Raw genomic sequence first — 16556 nt, 5'->3', positions numbered from 1 at the left:
TTTCTGTTCAGCCACGAGCTGAAAAAAGTACAAACAGATGAAAAAAGTAACAGCCCGAAAGCCGGAGAGTAGAAAAAAGTACAAAAACTCTCCGGCTTTTTTGATTCCTTTTTTCCCGTCCGGTTTATATAATGGATTCATCAGAACAAGGGATACATAAATGAGTGTATCGGCAAAATCTAAAATCACAGGAGGATATAGTTATGAGAAAGAAACAGGTAATGGCAATGGCACTGTCTGCTGCAATGGCAGCCGGCGTACTTGGCGGAACAGGAATCATGGCGGCAGCGGAAGATACGGTTACGCTTACCTTCCCGGTATGGGACCTTGCAAGCACCCCGTATATCCAGGATGTTGTGGATGGATTTGAGGCGGAAAATCCGAACATCAAAATCAATATCGTGGACATTGCGGCGGCAGATTATGTGACAAAGCTTACCACCATGCTGAACGGCGGTTCTGAGTGCGATATCGTATACATCAAGGAGGCGGACGGCACACCTTCCTATGCGGACAAGGGACAGCTTGAGGATCTGACCTCCTACATCGAGGCGGACGGAATCGATACCTCCAAATTTGTGGGATACGACGATTTCAATCTGGACGGCAAGCAGGTAGCGCTCCCGTTCAAGACAGACTACTATGTGCTGTACTACAATAAGGACATCTTTGACGCAGCGGGCGTTGACTATCCGAGCAACGACATGACCTGGACAGAGTGGGAGGAAATGTGCAAATCGCTGACGAGCGGCGAAGGAAACGACAAGATTTACGGCGGATACCTTCATACATGGCAGGCATGTGTGCAGAACTGGGCAGTGCAGGACGGTGCGAACACCATTCTCGGACCGGACTACAGCTTCATGAAACCGTATTATGAGATGGCTCTGAGAATGCAGGAAGAGGGAACCATCATGGATTATGCAACGCTGAAGACCGGCAACATCGCCTATGCTTCTCCGTTCCAGCAGGGCACCGTAGCGACGCTGCCGATGGGAACCTGGTTCTCCTCCACGATGATTGCGAAAGTAAACGCAGGCGAGACAGATGTAAACTGGGCAATCGCAACCCTTCCGCATCCGGATGGCGTAGAAGCAGGCAGCACCGTTGGTTCCACAACACCGATGGCTATCAATGCAAACTCTTCTCATAAAGAAGAAGCATGGCAGTTTATCAAATATGCGTGCACAACAGCAAACGAGATTCTGGTAAAGAACGGACAGATGCCGGCTTACCAGGATGACGGTACACTGGAAGCTCTGGCGGCTCTGGAAGGTATGCCGGAGGGTGCGGCAGAAGCGCTGAAGACCGTCAGCGTGGTTGCAGACAGACCGGTAAATGTTTACTCCGCAGAAGTAAACCAGATGCTGGGTGAAGAGCATTCCCTGATTATGATTGGTGAAGCGGATATCGACACGGTGCTTGCGGAAATGGCAACACGTTCCCAGGAAATCCAGGGAGAGTAAGGGGATGACGTCAGGCGTCACGGACGAAAAACAGGAAATTCATAAAATGCCGAGAGCATCATAGATTAACCGGCAGGGCGGCAGGAGTAACTGCCGCCCTGTTTTGCACTGGAATCTGACGCAGAACGGGAAAGGAGATTCAATGAATAAAACAAAAGGAAACAAAAAAGGGCTTTCGCTTGCCCTGAGGCAGAATATCGTGGGATATTCCTTCATTCTGCCCAACTTCATCGGGTTTTTCATCTTTACCTTTATTCCGGTAATTTTCTCCCTCCTTCTGAGCTTTTCCCACTGGGATGGTTTTACGGAGATGGAATTTGCGGGGCTTGACAATTTCATAAAGATATTTAAAGACAGAATTTTTGTACAGTCTATCTGGAAAACGGCATATTTTTCCATCTTCACCGTGCTGTTTTCTATGGTGGCGTCGCTGGGGCTTGCGCTGCTGTTGAATCAGAAGATAAAGGCGAGAGGATTTTTCCGCTGCGCGCTGTTCTTCCCCTATGTGGCGTCTGTTGTGGCGATTTCTGTTGTGTGGAATGCCATGCTGCAGCCGGATTACGGTCCCGTGAACGAATTTCTGAAATTTATCGGAATCGCTAATCCGCCGCGCTGGTTCGCTTCCACGGACTGGGTAATTCCCGGACTGATTATTGTGAATGTCTGGAGAAACATGGGCTATTTCATGATTATCTATCTGGCGGGGCTGCAGAACATCGATGAAAGCCTGTATGAGGCGGCGGCGCTCGACGGCGCGAAGGGCTGGACGCTGTTCCGGAAAATCACCTGGCCGCTGCTTAGTCCGAGCACCTTCTTCGTTGTCATGATGCTGGTCATCAACTCCTTCAAAGTATTCGACCTGGTATGGCTGATGACGCAGGGCGGACCGGGAACCGCATCCACCATGCTTTCGCAGTACATCTACAACCAGGCGTTTGTTTCCTGGGATTACGGAAAATCCTCCGCTGCGGCAATGATTCTGTTTGTAATCGTAGCGCTGCTCACCGTATTCCAGTTCAAAGCAGAGAAAAAAGTGGTCAATTATTAGGAGGTGGCAAAAGTGACAAAAAAGAAAAATCTGGCAGGAAGCGTGCTGGTTTATGTACTGCTTATCGGACTGACGGTGCTCACGCTGACACCGCTTATCTGGATGCTGTCTGCCTCGCTGAAGCTTGATAAAGACGTATTTTCCGTGCCGATTCAGTGGATTCCGGCAGACCCGCAGTGGAGCAACTACGCAAAGGTATGGGAGAAGATACCGCTTCTTACCTTCACCTTTAACTCCCTGAAGCTGACGGTGCTCATCACCATTATCCAGGTGCTCACGTCAAGCTTCGCGGCATACGGTTTTGCAAAATGTAACTTTAAGGGCAGAAATGTGCTGTTTCTCTTTTACGTGGCGACGATGGCCATTCCGTGGCAGGTATACATGCTGCCGCAGTATACGCTGATGAACAAAATGCATCTGGTGGATACGCATATTGGCTACATTTTTATGCAGGCGTTCATCCCGTTCGGCGTGTTCCTTATGCGCCAGGCGTTTATCTCGATTCCCAACGAGCTGCTGGAGGCGGCAAGAATTGACGGAATGTCGGAATATGGCATTTTTGCGAAGATAGCGCTGCCCCTCAGCAAGGCGTCCGCCACAACGCTGGTTATCTTCAGCTTTGTGACCATCTGGAACGATTACATGGGACCGATGCTTTACTTCAACACGGAATCCAAAAAGACCATCCAGCTTGGTATCAAGATGTTTATGGGTCAGTATTCCACGGAGTGGGGACTGATTATGGCAGTCTCCGTGATGGCGCTGATACCGGTATTTATTATATTCCTTATCGGGCAGAAGCAGTTTGTGCAGGGCATCGCAAGCAGCGGCATAAAGGGCTGACAGAAAGGACAGAGATTATGTTATATCCGGAAACGACCTCAGGCAGAATGGCTTTTGATTTAAGCGGCATCTGGGAGTTTAAGCTGCTGGAGCCGGGACAGAAAGAGCGGGAGGAGCAGGCGGCGGGAAAATTGCTGAAAAACAGTCTTCCCATGCCGGTCCCCTCGTCGTATAATGATATTTATCCGGGGAAGAAATTTGCCGACCATATGGGCGATATGGTCTATCAGAGAAGCTTTACCGTGACAGAGACGATGCAGCGGCAGGGGCGTCTGGTGCTCCGCTTCGGCGGCGTTACCCACACGGCGTCCGTGTATCTGAACGGCGCGCATCTGGGCTGTCACAAGGGCGGCTTCCTCCCGTTCTCCTTCGATATCACAGAGAGCGCGGTGATGGGGGAAAATCTTCTGACGGTGTATGTAAATAACGTGACAGACTATTCCACGCTGCCCTGCGGCAGGGTGGTGACGGAGCAGTTTCCGGGACTTCCGGAGCAGACCAGAAATCTTCCGAACTTTGATTTCTTTAATTATTCAGGCATTATGCGTCCGGTGTGGCTGTATACGACGCCGCGCTATTATATTGAAGATATTGAGGTGTACGGCAGGATGGACGGCAGCTTTTGCTGGAACATCACATCCGCGGGAGAAGGTGCGGGAGAGGCAGAGGTCCGTGTACTGGACGCGGAGGGCGCGTGCGTCTTTTCCGGCAGCGGAGCGAATGGCGAAGGAAGGGTGCCGGGCGCGCGGCTCTGGAGCACGGATGACCCGTATCTCTACCGGCTGCAGGTGCGTCTGCCGGGCGCGGATGGCGGGCAGGGCGATGAGTACACGGAAAGCTTCGGCTTCCGTGAGATAGCCATCCGGGACTGCCGCATTCTCCTTAATGGGAAGCCGGTTTATCTGAAGGGCTTCGGCAAGCACGAGGAGGGCATCACCAGAGGCAGAGGAACGGATATTGCTCTGATGGTGAAGGATTTGGGACTGCTGAAATGGATCGGGGCGAATTCCTTCCGGACAAGCCACTATCCCAACAGCGAGGAAATGATGCGTCTCTGCGACAGGCTGGGGATTCTTGTGATTGACGAGGCGCCGGCAGTCGGTCTGAACACGGGATTTACAGCCACCGGGCTGTTGGGAGGAAACCCGAAGGGAACCTGGGAGACGCTGGAGACGGCGGAGCATCACAGAACCGTGATGCAGGAGCTGGTAAAGCGCGATAAAAATCATCCGTGCGTCATCGCCTGGTCGGTGGCGAACGAGCCTGCCAGCCAGGAGGAAGGGGCGCGGGAATACTTTGCGCCGCTGATGGAAGTGACGCGGCAGAACGATATACAGAAGCGTCCGGTTACGATCGTCACCTACGAGGGATCCACGCCGGAGACATGCCAGGTGGCGGAGCTGTGCGATTTCCTTATGCTCAACCGCTACCGGGGCTGGTATGATACGGAGGGCAATCTTGAGGGAGCGGCGGCAAAGCTGAAGGCGGAGCTGGAGGGCTTCCACAGGCGCTGTCCCGACAAGCCGGTGATGCTGGGAGAGTATGGAGCGGATACGATCGCGGGTCTTCACGACGTAAACGGCAGGCTTTTTTCGGAGGAGTACCAGACGGCGTTTATGCGCGCGTATGGAGAGGTATTTGATTCCCTGCCCTATATTACGGGCGAGCATGTATGGGTGTTTGCGGATTTTGCCACGGCGGAAAACATCAAACGTGTGGACGGAAATAAAAAAGGTATCTTTACCAGGGACAGACGTCCCAAGCAGGCGGCTTACTTCCTGAAAGAAAGATGGAGCCGCTTATAGGAGAGGCGGAAAAAGAGCATGGAAAAGTGGATAAAAATCGCGGATCTGGAGAATTACCGGGAAGCGGACATGGATGAAGTAAGAGCGGCGATGGATATTGCGGCGGCGCAGGTGGAGCGGAATCTGGACACCTTTACGGAGAAGTTTCCCGGAGCGAACAGCTTTGACAATTTCTATAAGCCGGGCCCGAATGTGGACTGGACGACGGGCTTCTGGACAGGCGAGATCTGGCTGGCGTATGAAAATGCAAAGACGGAGGAAGAGCGGGAACGCCTGAGACGGGCGGGCGAGATACAGGTGGATTCCTTCCTGGAGAGAATCGAGAAGAGAGTGGAAGTGGACCATCACGACATGGGCTTTCTCTACAGCCTTTCCTGCGTGGCAGCATACAAGCTGACCGGCATGGAAAAGGCGAAAAAAGCGGCGCTGCTGGCAGCCGATAATCTGATCAGCCGTTTCCAGCCGGTAGGGGAATTTATCCAGGCATGGGGCGAAATGGGCGCGAAGGATAATTACCGCTTTATCATCGACTGTCTGCTGAACCTTCCGCTGTTGTACTGGGCATCTGAGGAGACGGGAGAAGAAAAATACAGGAATATAGCGGAAAAGCATATCCACACGGCGCTTGCCAATGTAATAAGAGAGGACGATTCCACCTGGCATACGTTTTTCATGGACCCGGAAACGGGAAAGCCGGACCACGGGGCAACCTGCCAGGGCTATAAGGACGGCTCCGCCTGGGCGCGCGGACAGGCGTGGGGCGTGTACGGTACGGCGGTCGGCTATCGCTACACAAAGCGGGAAGAATATATCGGATATTTTAAGCGTGTCACCCGCTATTTCCTGGAGCATCTGCCTGAGGATCTTTGCCCGTACTGGGATCTGGGCTTCGGCGACGGAGACGACGAGGCGCGCGATTCCTCCTCGGCGGTCATCGCGGTGTGTGGCATGCTGGAGATGAGCAAATATCTGGGTGAGGAGGACGCCCGCTATTACACCTCCGCTGCGCGGAAACTGCTGCGGCAGATGATTGTGAAATACAGCGTGAAGGATCCCGAAAAGAGCAACGGTCTGCTGCTGATGGGTACCTATTCGAAGAAAAGCCCGTACAACACCTGCACGGAAGCGGGCGTAAACGAGTGCGTAATCTGGGGCGACTACTTCTATATGGAAGCACTTCACAGACTGCTTACGCCGGACTGGAAAATTTACTGGTAAGGAGAGCGCGATGAGATATATACCGAAAGACCCGGATTATGAAACAAGCCCGTTTACGGGGCTTACGCGGAAACACTGGCTGGAGGCGGCGCACTATCTTCTGGACGGGATTTTTGCGCATGTGGAGAGCCTGGACGCGCCGGTGCTCGTGCCGCGCTTTGAGCATACGATTACCTATCCGAATGAGCACACGCCCGCATGGAAAAAGCAGGCGGAGATTTTTGAGGGGCTGGCGCGCAGCTTTTTCATTGCGGCGCCCCTGCTGAAAAATGAACCGGAGGCGCAGGCGGGCGGCATCCCGCTGCGGGAATATTATAAAAAGCAGGTGCTGGCGGCGTGCACGCCGGGGGAAGAAAACTACGTGCTGTCTTATGAGGACATGTACCGTCTGGAGGGCGACCGGGAGCCGCTGAATATTTACCAGCAGACGGTTGAGACCTGTGCGCTTGTTATCTGTCTGTGGACATGCCGCGAGGTCATCTGGGATACTTACCGCCAGGAGGAAAAGGACCGGATACTGGATTTTATCGCCGGTTACGCCTGCCAGGGGACTGTGCCGCAGAACTGGCGACTCTTTAATATGCTGGATATGGCGTTCCTTCATGTGAACGGGCGCGAAATCGATGAAGACATTATGCGCCACCATGCCTCCATGATACTCCGGTATTATGCCGGGGACGGGTGGTACCGGGACGGCGAGGGCTTTGATTATTATTCTGTCTGGGCGTTCCAGACGTATACGCCGCTGTGGTGCCTCTGGTACGGATACGAAAAGGAGCCGTATCTTGCGGCAAAATTTGAAGAATATTCCAACCGGTTTATGGAAAATTATCCGGCAATGTTCGACCGGGATGGCTGGGTGAATATGTGGGGACGCAGCGGTCTGTACAAAAATGCGGCGGTTTCCGCTTTTGAGGGAAACTTCTTCTTGAAGCATCCTGCGGCGGACGCCGGTCTGGCGCGGAGAATCTGCTCCGGCGCGCTGATGCAGTTTCTGGGCAGGGACGACGTGCTCTACGAGGGAGCGCCGACGCTGGGCTTTTACCGCACCTTCCCGCCCATGCTGCAGACCTATAGCTGTGCGGAAAGCCCGCTGTGGATGGCGAAAGCCTTTCTGTGCCTGCATCTTCCTGCAGACCATCCCTTCTGGACCGAAAAGGAGCGGGAGGGCTTCTGGGCAGAGCTGGAGAGCGGGGAAACCAGGGAGACGGCGCTGGACGGTCCCGGACTGTGCTTTGCCGGTCATGAGAAAAACGGCACAACGGAGCTGCGCAGCGGCAAGGTGATACGCGCCGCGGGCGATAAGGGCGGAATCTGCTGCTACGCGAAGCTCTCCTACAGCACGAAATATCCGTGGGAGGCGATGACCGGCAGCGGCCGGGAGGCGCAGATGTATATACTGACGGATAAAAGGAACGGCAATATACAGCTCCCGAATGCGCTTCTGTGGGGCGGATACCGGGACGGCGTGCTTTACCGCAGATGCTTTTTCAATTACAGCAGCAATGTGGAAATGCACTGGATGCACGGCGTGGACCTGGCGGATTTTCCGGTGGCGGAGGGCATCGTCCGGGTGGACCGCCTGCGGTTTTACCGGGAGGGCATCCGGCTGACGCTGGGCTCCTACGGCTTTCCGGATACCGGAAATGTGCAGGTGCGCGAGCTGGAAAAGGACGGGGCGAAAGCGATTGTGCTGAAGGGCTTCGATTCCCAGGGACGGGAAAAGCAGATGGCGATGACCGTGTTTGCCGCCTGGGAGGGGCTGCAACTTGTGCACAGCACGGAGACGAACGCCGACGCGGCGAAGAGCCTGTTTGTATCGGCAGAGCTGAACCGGGAAAAGCTGTACGGCTACGAACCGTTTATCATGGTAAGCCAGGTTATCACGCGCGAGTCGCATGAGGACTTTACGGAGGAGGAAATCTTCTCAGTTCGGCAGCTTACCTGTGCGGACCCGCAGGGCTGCGGAGGCTACGGACCTGTATGCGTGACGATGGTGGACGGAAGCAGAAAAACCGTGGACTTTGACGCGATGGAGGGAAGACTTCTGATATAGTGCTTCGCATGGCTGATTCAAAGCTTAAATATAAAGAATTTATAAAATTCATTTGACAAATCTAAAGAAAGCATTATAATAGACGTTGTAAGAACGAAGGCGTTCCTGTGAAAACAGGGGCGCCTTTTTAAGTTCATTTAATTACCCGATTATCAAGGGAGATAATCACTGATGAGGAGCGGTGAGTATCTCCCTTTTTCATTGGGCGAAAGAGGAGGAAAAATTATGATGGATGAAATTATGAGTGCGGTAAGCGGTGAAGTCTTTGCCGTCTGGTTCCTCATTGGCGCAGCTCTGGTGTTCTGGATGCAGGCAGGGTTCGCTATGGTGGAGGCTGGCTTTACCAGAGCAAAAAACACAGGCAACATTCTGATGAAGAACCTGATGGACTTCTGTATCGGTACGGTGGTATTTATTGTGATTGGCTTCGGACTGCTCCTGGGAGAGGATGTCGCAGGGCTGATTGGAAAACCGGGACTGGACATTTTTACGGATTTTGCAAATTTTGACTGGTCAAACTTCGTATTCAACCTGGTATTCTGTGCGACGACCGCAACGATCGTATCCGGTGCGATGGCAGAGAGAACAAAATTCCTTTCCTACTGCGTATACTCCGCAGTTATCTCCGCAGTCATCTACCCGATAGAAGCGCACTGGACCTGGGGCGGCGGCTGGCTCGCGCAGATGGGCTTCCACGATTTTGCAGGTTCCAACTGTATCCATATGGTAGGCGGTATCAGCGCACTGATCGGTGCAGCGCTTCTTGGTCCGCGTATCGGAAAATTCACGAGAGATAAAGCAGGAAAGATTACAAAGGTAAACGCTTTTCCGGGTCATAACCTTCCGATTGGCTGCCTGGGCGTGTTTATTCTGTGGCTCGGCTGGTATGGTTTCAACGGTGCGGCGGCTACCACGGTAGATGAGCTGGCATCCATTTTTGTAACGACCACGATTGCTCCTGCTATTGCAACGGTCGTATGTATGATATTCACCTGGATTAAATATGGCAAGCCGGATGTTTCCATGTGTCTGAACGCATCCCTGGCAGGTCTGGTAGCAATCACCGCTGGCTGTGATGTATGCGATGCAACCGGTTCTATCATTATCGGTGCGGTTTCCGGTGTACTGGTAGTATTCGGCGTATGGCTTCTGGATAATGTGCTTCGTATAGACGACCCGGTAGGTGCAGTTGCGGTACACTGCCTGAACGGTATCTGGGGAACCCTGGCGGTTGGTCTGTTTGCAACCGATACAGCTCCGGCATTTGCAAGAGGATTCGGCGACGGCGTTGCCTTTGGTGCAAACCAGATTGCCGGAAAAGGACTTTTCTATGGCGGCGGCTTCCAGCAGCTTGGTATCCAGTTTGTCGGAATGCTCTCTACAGCGGCATGGACGGCAGTTACGATTACTATTACGTTCCTGGCAATTAAGGCAATCTTTGGTCTTCGTGTAACAGAGGAAGAGGAAATCGTCGGACTGGATTCCTGCGAGCATGGTCTTCCGTCTGCATATGCAGGCTTCTCCATCATGGATATTTCAAACACCATGACGATGGAAGTAAACGAAAATACAAATCTTGGAACATCGGATTACGAGGCAGCTTCTCCGGTACAGAAAGCGGCGGCGGTACAGGTGGCGAAAGCACCGGATGTGGAGCCGACCGGCATTTACAAGGTGGTTATTATCTCGAAGCTGTCACGCTACGAGAAGGTAAAGAAAGCAATGAACGACCTCGGCGTAACCGGTATGACTGTTACACAGGTTATGGGCTGCGGTGTGCAGAAGGGCGCAGGCGAGATGTATCGTGGTGTTGAGGTCGATGCTACCCTGCTTCCGAAGGTAAAACTGGAGGTTGTAGTCAGCCAGATTTCTGTGGAATCTGTGATTGAATCTGCAAAGAAAGCACTTTACACCGGACATATCGGTGATGGTAAGATTTTCGTATACAATGTGGATAAGGTTGTCAAGATCCGCACAGGTGAGGAAGATTTTGCAGCGCTGCAGGATGTAGAGTAAAGAAGGTAAGAACGTTCGAAAATGCTTCTCATGCGGGAGAAATTATGTTATAATCCTGTCATTAACAGCAGACGACACTAAGAGCCGGGCGAAAGCCTGCATGTGGGGGAACCGGGAATGGCAGAAGATATGAAAAAAGAAATAGCGGAGGCGGCGCGTGTACTTCTGATAGAGAAGGGCGTGAAAAAACTGACGGTAAAGGATATCGTGGAGGAATGCCACATCACGCGCCAGACCTTTTACTACTACTTTGAGAATATTCCGGAGCTTTTCCGCTGGATTCTGGAAAGGAAGACAGAGGAGCTGATGAAGGAGGAGCACGGAGGAAACGACGAGGAAGCGGATCTGCGCTATTTCTTTCTGATGGCGATTAATGCGCGGGGCGGTCTGAAAAAGGTGATGGCGTCCAATTACAAAGACGAGCTGGAGGCTCTTCTGAAGCGCCATATCTGTAAAATGTTTGAACAGATTATAGAAGATAAAAATCTGTACCAGGACTGCAGCAGGTTCCAGCTGAAGTGGATCGTGCGCTATCACTGCAGCGCGCTTTTGGGAATCCTGGAGGACTGGACGGACGAGGATACGAAAAATCTGGACAGAATCGTTCACGAAATATATCTGTTAATGATGGGAAAGGTATCCCCTTGAACGGACGGATTTATCATTCAAAAAGCTTATGCCGGAGTGTTTGTTTTTACACTCCGGCATTTTTGTAAGTACACACGGAAAAGAATGCCAGTTGAAAGGAGCAGGCGGCGCGGATATAATAAGGGTATAAAACGGGAAGGAGGATATGAGCTGGATGGCATATGAAATACTTTCTATAAAGATGTATGAACTGGATAAGAAAATCAGCCGGCTGCAGAGCCGCATTCAGATGAGCGAATCGGCGGACCACGACAGAATCCGCGCAGAGAAGGCGGAGCTGCAGAGAGAATGCGCGGAGAGCGAGACGGAGCTGCGCAACCGGCTGCGGCATTCAAGAAACAGCAGTGTCGCTGTGCTTGCCGAATCTTACGGCGAGATTGAAAAGTCGATTAAAACGGCGGTCGCCAGAATGGAGAATGCCGACGGCAAAGAGCCGGAAGAGAGCTTTCCGGCAGATGAGAAGATAATGTTTGCAGAATACGCACTGGATTTTGCCATGCAGGCGGTAAATCACGCGCTGCTTGTCTCTATGGAGGCCCTGGACGCCTATATGTCCCAGCAGGAGGAACAATTATGAAAGAAGTAAAAAATCCCAAAAAACCTTTGATTTATTATTATGGAATTGTATTGCTCGTACTGTTTCTGTTTAATCTGATCGTCACGCCGCTGCTGATGCAGCGCCAGATCACGGAGGTGGATTACGGAACCTTCATGAGCATGATTGAAGAGAAGAATATCGGAAATGTGGAAGTGGACAGCTCCCGGATTCTTTTCACGGACAAGGACAATACGGTGCTGTATGAAACCGGCGCCATGAACGACCCGACGCTGGTGCAGCGTCTGTATGAATCCGGCGCGAAGTTCAGCCAGGATATGGAACAGACCACCTCGCCGCTTATGAGCTTTCTGCTTACCTTTGTGCTGCCGCTGGTCATCTTTATCGGTCTGGGGCAGTATATGACCAAGAAGATCATGTCGCAGATGGGCGGCAAGAATGCCATGAGCTTCGGCATGGGCAAGAGCAACGCGAAGGTCTATGTGCAGTCCACGGAGGGCATCCATTTTTCGGATGTAGCCGGTGAGGACGAAGCAAAGGAGAGTCTGACGGAAATCGTGGATTACCTGCACAACCCGCAGAAATATACGGAAGTCGGCGCGTCCATGCCCAAGGGACTTCTGCTTGTCGGCCCTCCCGGAACCGGTAAGACCATGCTGGCAAAGGCGGTGGCAGGAGAAGCGAATGTGCCGTTCTTCTCGATTTCCGGTTCGGAATTTGTGGAAATGTTCGTCGGTATGGGCGCCTCCAAGGTGCGCGATTTGTTTAAGCAGGCGAAGGAAAAAGCGCCCTGTATCGTCTTTATCGATGAGATTGATGCCATCGGCAAAAAGCGTGACGGACAGTTGGGCGGCAACGATGAAAGAGAACAGACGCTGAACCAGCTCCTCACGGAGATGGACGGTTTTGAAGGAAACAACGGCGTTATTATTCTGGCGGCGACTAACCGTCCGGAATCCCTTGACCCGGCGCTGACAAGACCCGGACGTTTCGACCGGCGCGTTCCGGTGGAGCTCCCCGATCTGAAGGGAAGAGAGGAAATCCTCAAGGTTCACGCAAAGAAAATCAAGCTTGCCGACGATGTGGATTTCCATACCATTGCAAGAATGGCTTCCGGCGCTTCCGGCGCGGAGCTGGCGAATATTGTAAACGAAGCGGCGCTGCGGGCAGTGCGCAGCGGGCGCAAGGTGGTAAACCAGTCGGATCTGGAGGAGAGTATCGAGGTCGTTATCGCCGGATACCAGAAAAAGAATACGGTGCTCTCAGACCACGAAAAGAAAGTGGTATCGTACCACGAAATCGGTCACGCGCTTGTCGCGGCGATGCAGAGCCATTCCGCTCCGGTGCAGAAAATTACGATTATTCCGCGTACCTCCGGTGCGCTCGGATATACCATGCAGGTGGAGGAAGGCGATAAGTACCTGATGACAAAGCAGGAAATCGAAAATAAGATTGCCACCTTTACCGGCGGGCGTGCGGCGGAGGAGGTCGTGTTCGGCGAGATTACCACCGGCGCTTCCAATGACATCGAGCAGGCGACAAAGCTGGCGCGCGCCATGATCACCAGATACGGCATGAGCGAGGAGTTTGACATGGTCGCGATGGAAACGGTGACGAACCAGTACCTGGGCGGCGACACCTCTCTGTCCTGCTCCGCGGATACCCAGAAGGAGATAGATAAAAAGGTTGTGGAGCTTGTAAAGAAGCAGCATGAAAAAGCCATCAATATTCTTCTGGAAAACAGGCAGAAGCTGGATGAACTGGCGATGTTCCTTTATGAAAAAGAAACCATCACCGGCGAGGAATTTATGGAAATTCTGAATCGGACGGGAGGTGTGGAAAAGTGAGAAGAAGGATAGACTGGTTACAGCTGATTATCGGCATTCTGCTGGTGATATTTGGAGTTTATATGCTTATCAATCCGGGCAGGACACTGAGATGGGTTATCATTCTCTACGGCGTGCTTGCAGTAATTACCGGTATTTCGGATATCGTATACTATGTAAAAGCGGAGCGCTATACCGGCTTCGGTCCGGTGGTTTCCCTGATTTCCGGTATTTTCAGTATCATGGCGGGCGTCATGCTTCTGGTATACCCGGACGCGGGAAAGTGGGTGCTGATCATGCTGATTCCCATCTGGTTTATCGCGCACTGCGTATCCAGGGTGGCGCATCTTAATACGGTCCGCTATGTTATCAACCGCAGCTATTACCATTTTTCACTGGTAATGAATATCATCGGTATCGTTCTGGGATGCATGATGATCATATGGCCCTCAATCCTGCTGTTTTCGGCAGGCGTCCTGATTGGAATCTACATGATTATCCAGGGAATTGACAGCATCGTGACGGCATTAAACGAAAACGAATATTATTAAAGCGGAAATTCTGCGTTACTGTGAATGGTATGGGCAGTAATAGTTTTCCGGCGGCATCCCGGCAGAGAAAGCAGTCCTTTGCCGGGATTCTTTTATATATTACCGGCGTGGCAAACATATGCTTTCCGGAGGCGCCTGAGGGGTGCGGGGACGTGCGAAGCACATTTTTGTCCGGACAGATTGCACCGGATGTCCCAAAATGTAATATTTCGGGCAATCTGGGGAAAAATCTGACAAAAAGCAAAAATGTCCAGTGAAAGTAAAACCCGCATCTGGTATGCTGAGAAAAATATACTTTTTAAGGAGGAATTATATTGACAGCACACGCAAAAACACGGGAGGAAGTAGTACAGGAGCTGAACTCCGACCAGCTACACGGATTAAGCCAGGAGCAGGCTGCGGAAAAGTACGCTTTGTATGGAGAAAACAAGCTGCGCGAAAAAAAGAAAAAGACCAATCTGCAGCGGTTTTTTGCGCAGTTTAAGGACGTCATGATACTGATTCTGCTGGCGGCAGCAGCAGTTTCCTTCGTCGTCGCCTGTCTGGAGGGCGATGCCGAAGGCTTTTTTGAACCGGTCCTGATTCTGCTGATTGTGGTTTTAAATGCCATTATGGGCGTCGTTCAGGAGAGCAGGGCGGAAAAAGCACTGGAAGCGCTGAAGGGTCTGTCGGCGCCGCACGCGCGGGTAATCCGCGGCGGTGAGGAAGCGGTGATCAATGCGGCAGAGCTTGTGCCCGGCGATATTATCCGGCTGGAGGCGGGGGATTTTGTCCCGGCTGACGCCAGGCTGCTGCATAGCGTGAGCCTGAAAAGTGAGGAATCCGCCCTTACCGGAGAGTCGGTTCCTGCCGAAAAAGATGCGGAGGCTATCATAGAGGAAAAGGCGCCCCTGGGAGACCGCGTGAATATGGTGTTCTCCGGCTGCTCCATTACCTACGGTACGGCAACTGCTGTTGTCACAGCCACCGGAATGGATGAAAATCCGCACACTGCTGGAGCTGGGCACGCTCTGCAGCGACGGCTCGGTGATATTCCACGGGACAAAGGAACAGCACATCGGGGACCCGACGGAGACCGCCATCGTACTGGCGGCTTACAACAACGGGATGCCGAAGGAGCAGCTTAATATGGCGTATCCGAGACTGGCGGAAATTCCGTTTGATTCCGACCGGAAGCTGATGACGACCGTCAACCGGATGAACGGGAAAAATATTGTGATCGTCAAGGGCGCCTTTGATGTGCTCTCTGACCGCTGCGTCGGCGGAAACCTGGAAAGAGCCGGACAGATTGTGGAGAGCATGAGTGAAAGCGCGCTGCGCGTGCTTGCGATCGCGTATAAGGAGATAGACCGGGTTCCGGAAAAACCTGAGAGCGAGGAGCTGGAAAACAGACTTCAGTTTCTGGGGCTGGCTGGCATGATAGACCCGCCAAGACCGGAGGCGAAGGAGGCTGTGGCAGTCTGCCGGAAGGCGGGCATCCGCCCGGTAATGATTACCGGCGACCATATCGCCACCGCGTCGGCAATCGCAAAGGAGCTGGGGATCCAGAAAGAAGGAGAGCTGGCGATCACCGGTCCGGAGCTGGATGCGATGCCGGAGTGGGAGCTGGATGAAAAGGTGGAGAAGATTGCCGTTTACGCCCGCGTTTCGCCGGAAAACAAAATCCGTATTGTGAAGGCGTGGCAGAGGAAGGGGCAGATTGTTTCCATGACAGGTGACGGTGTAAACGACGCGCCGGCGCTTAAAGCGGCGGACATCGGCTGCGCGATGGGCATCACTGGAACGGACGTTGCCAAGGGTGCGGCGGATATGACGCTGACGGACGATAACTTTGCCACGATTGTGGAGGCTGTCCGGGAGGGGCGCGGCATCTATGCCAATATCCGCAAGGTAACAGGCTTTCTGCTTGGAACCAATATCGGCGAGGTGGTGCTGGTATTTGTGGCGATGCTGCTCTGGCACAAATCGCCGCTGATGAGTATGCAGCTTTTATGGATTAACCTGGTGACGGACAGCCTGCCCGCGATCGCCCTCGGTATGGAGGCGGTGGAGCCGGATGTCATGAACCGTAAGCCCAGACCGAAAAACGAGAGCCTGTTTTCGCACGGGCTTGGAATCCGCGTAGTATTGCAGGGCATTATGTTCGGTACGCTTTCCTTAATTGCTTACTGGCTGGGAGAGACGCAGACCGCGTCCGTGGCAGGCGGACAGACAATGGCGTTTATGGTGCTGGCGTTCTCGCAGGTAATCCATGCGTTTAATATGCGCTCGCATCATTCCCTGTTTAAGACCGGGGTGTTTACCAACCATAACCTTAACCGTGCAGTGCTGATTTCCGCTGCACTGGTCTGTCTGGTTCTGTTTACACCGCTGCGCACGGCCTTCGGACTGGTTCTGCTTCCGGGGAAGCTGTATCTGCAGGCTGCCGGTCTGATTTTTGTACCGCTGCTGGTGATGGAGCTGTCAAAGGCGGTCGGACTGGTAAAAGAATAATTACTGAAGATAAGGAGGAAATGCCAGGAT

13 protein-coding genes are annotated in these 16556 nt (G+C 52.8%); all 13 read left to right on the top strand.

Going from position 1 to position 16556, the window contains the following annotated elements; all coding sequences use genetic code 11:
* The first annotated feature begins 203 nt into the window (after nucleotides 1-203).
* Nucleotides 204-1466: an ABC transporter substrate-binding protein gene (locus NQ534_RS08190; RefSeq protein ID WP_006860718.1), complete on the top strand. Its 1263-nt coding sequence runs from the start codon at nucleotides 204-206 to the stop codon at nucleotides 1464-1466.
* A gap of 142 nt (nucleotides 1467-1608) precedes the next feature.
* Complete coding sequence (locus NQ534_RS08185; protein WP_006860719.1) at nucleotides 1609-2514, top strand: carbohydrate ABC transporter permease; 906 nt, start codon at nucleotides 1609-1611, stop codon at nucleotides 2512-2514.
* A 3-nt stretch (nucleotides 2515-2517) separates the two neighbouring features.
* Nucleotides 2518-3357: a carbohydrate ABC transporter permease gene (locus NQ534_RS08180; protein ID WP_006860720.1), complete on the top strand. Its 840-nt coding sequence runs from the start codon at nucleotides 2518-2520 to the stop codon at nucleotides 3355-3357.
* Nucleotides 3358-3374: 17 nt separating this feature from the next.
* Nucleotides 3375-5162 carry a beta-glucuronidase gene (uidA, locus tag NQ534_RS08175; protein WP_040782043.1) on the top strand — a complete coding sequence of 596 codons (1788 nt, stop codon included), beginning with the start codon at nucleotides 3375-3377 and terminating at the stop codon, nucleotides 5160-5162.
* An 18-nt stretch (nucleotides 5163-5180) separates the two neighbouring features.
* Nucleotides 5181-6380, top strand: coding sequence for a glycoside hydrolase family 88 protein (locus NQ534_RS08170; RefSeq protein WP_006860722.1), 1200 nt, complete (start codon nucleotides 5181-5183; stop codon nucleotides 6378-6380).
* Between the two features lie 10 nt (nucleotides 6381-6390).
* Entirely contained in the window at nucleotides 6391-8436 is a 2046-nt protein-coding gene (locus NQ534_RS08165) for a DUF2264 domain-containing protein (RefSeq protein ID WP_006860723.1), read from the top strand.
* Nucleotides 8437-8661: 225 nt separating this feature from the next.
* Entirely contained in the window at nucleotides 8662-10452 is a 1791-nt protein-coding gene (locus tag NQ534_RS21405) for an ammonium transporter (protein ID WP_050778275.1), read from the top strand.
* 117 nt (nucleotides 10453-10569) lie between these two features.
* Nucleotides 10570-11100: a TetR/AcrR family transcriptional regulator gene (locus tag NQ534_RS08150; RefSeq protein WP_006860726.1), complete on the top strand. Its 531-nt coding sequence runs from the start codon at nucleotides 10570-10572 to the stop codon at nucleotides 11098-11100.
* A gap of 154 nt (nucleotides 11101-11254) precedes the next feature.
* Entirely contained in the window at nucleotides 11255-11677 is a 423-nt protein-coding gene (locus tag NQ534_RS08145) for a hypothetical protein (protein ID WP_074679938.1), read from the top strand.
* On the top strand, nucleotides 11674-13503 hold the full coding sequence (gene ftsH, locus NQ534_RS08140; RefSeq protein ID WP_006860728.1) for an ATP-dependent zinc metalloprotease FtsH: 1830 nt from the start codon (nucleotides 11674-11676) through the stop codon (nucleotides 13501-13503). The genes NQ534_RS08145 and ftsH overlap by 4 nt, the downstream gene beginning before the upstream one ends.
* The gene (locus NQ534_RS08135; protein WP_006860729.1) at nucleotides 13500-14033 is read left to right on the top strand and encodes an HdeD family acid-resistance protein; all 534 of its coding nucleotides are present in this window, start codon (nucleotides 13500-13502) and stop codon (nucleotides 14031-14033) included. Before ftsH ends, NQ534_RS08135 begins: the two co-directional genes overlap by 4 nt.
* A 314-nt stretch (nucleotides 14034-14347) precedes the next feature.
* Nucleotides 14348-15160 carry an HAD-IC family P-type ATPase gene (locus NQ534_RS21400; RefSeq protein ID WP_006860731.1) on the top strand — a complete coding sequence of 271 codons (813 nt, stop codon included), beginning with the start codon at nucleotides 14348-14350 and terminating at the stop codon, nucleotides 15158-15160.
* Nucleotides 15060-16526, top strand: coding sequence for a cation-translocating P-type ATPase (locus NQ534_RS08130; protein WP_322790995.1), 1467 nt, complete (start codon nucleotides 15060-15062; stop codon nucleotides 16524-16526). Before NQ534_RS21400 ends, NQ534_RS08130 begins: the two co-directional genes overlap by 101 nt.
* Nucleotides 16527-16556: the final 30 nt, after the last annotated feature.

Source organism: Marvinbryantia formatexigens DSM 14469 (genome assembly GCF_025148285.1).
Lineage (GTDB): Bacteria > Bacillota > Clostridia > Lachnospirales > Lachnospiraceae > Marvinbryantia > Marvinbryantia formatexigens.
The sequence above is the reverse complement of the archived record's forward strand: the minus strand, read 5'-3'. Positions and strand labels throughout refer to the sequence as shown.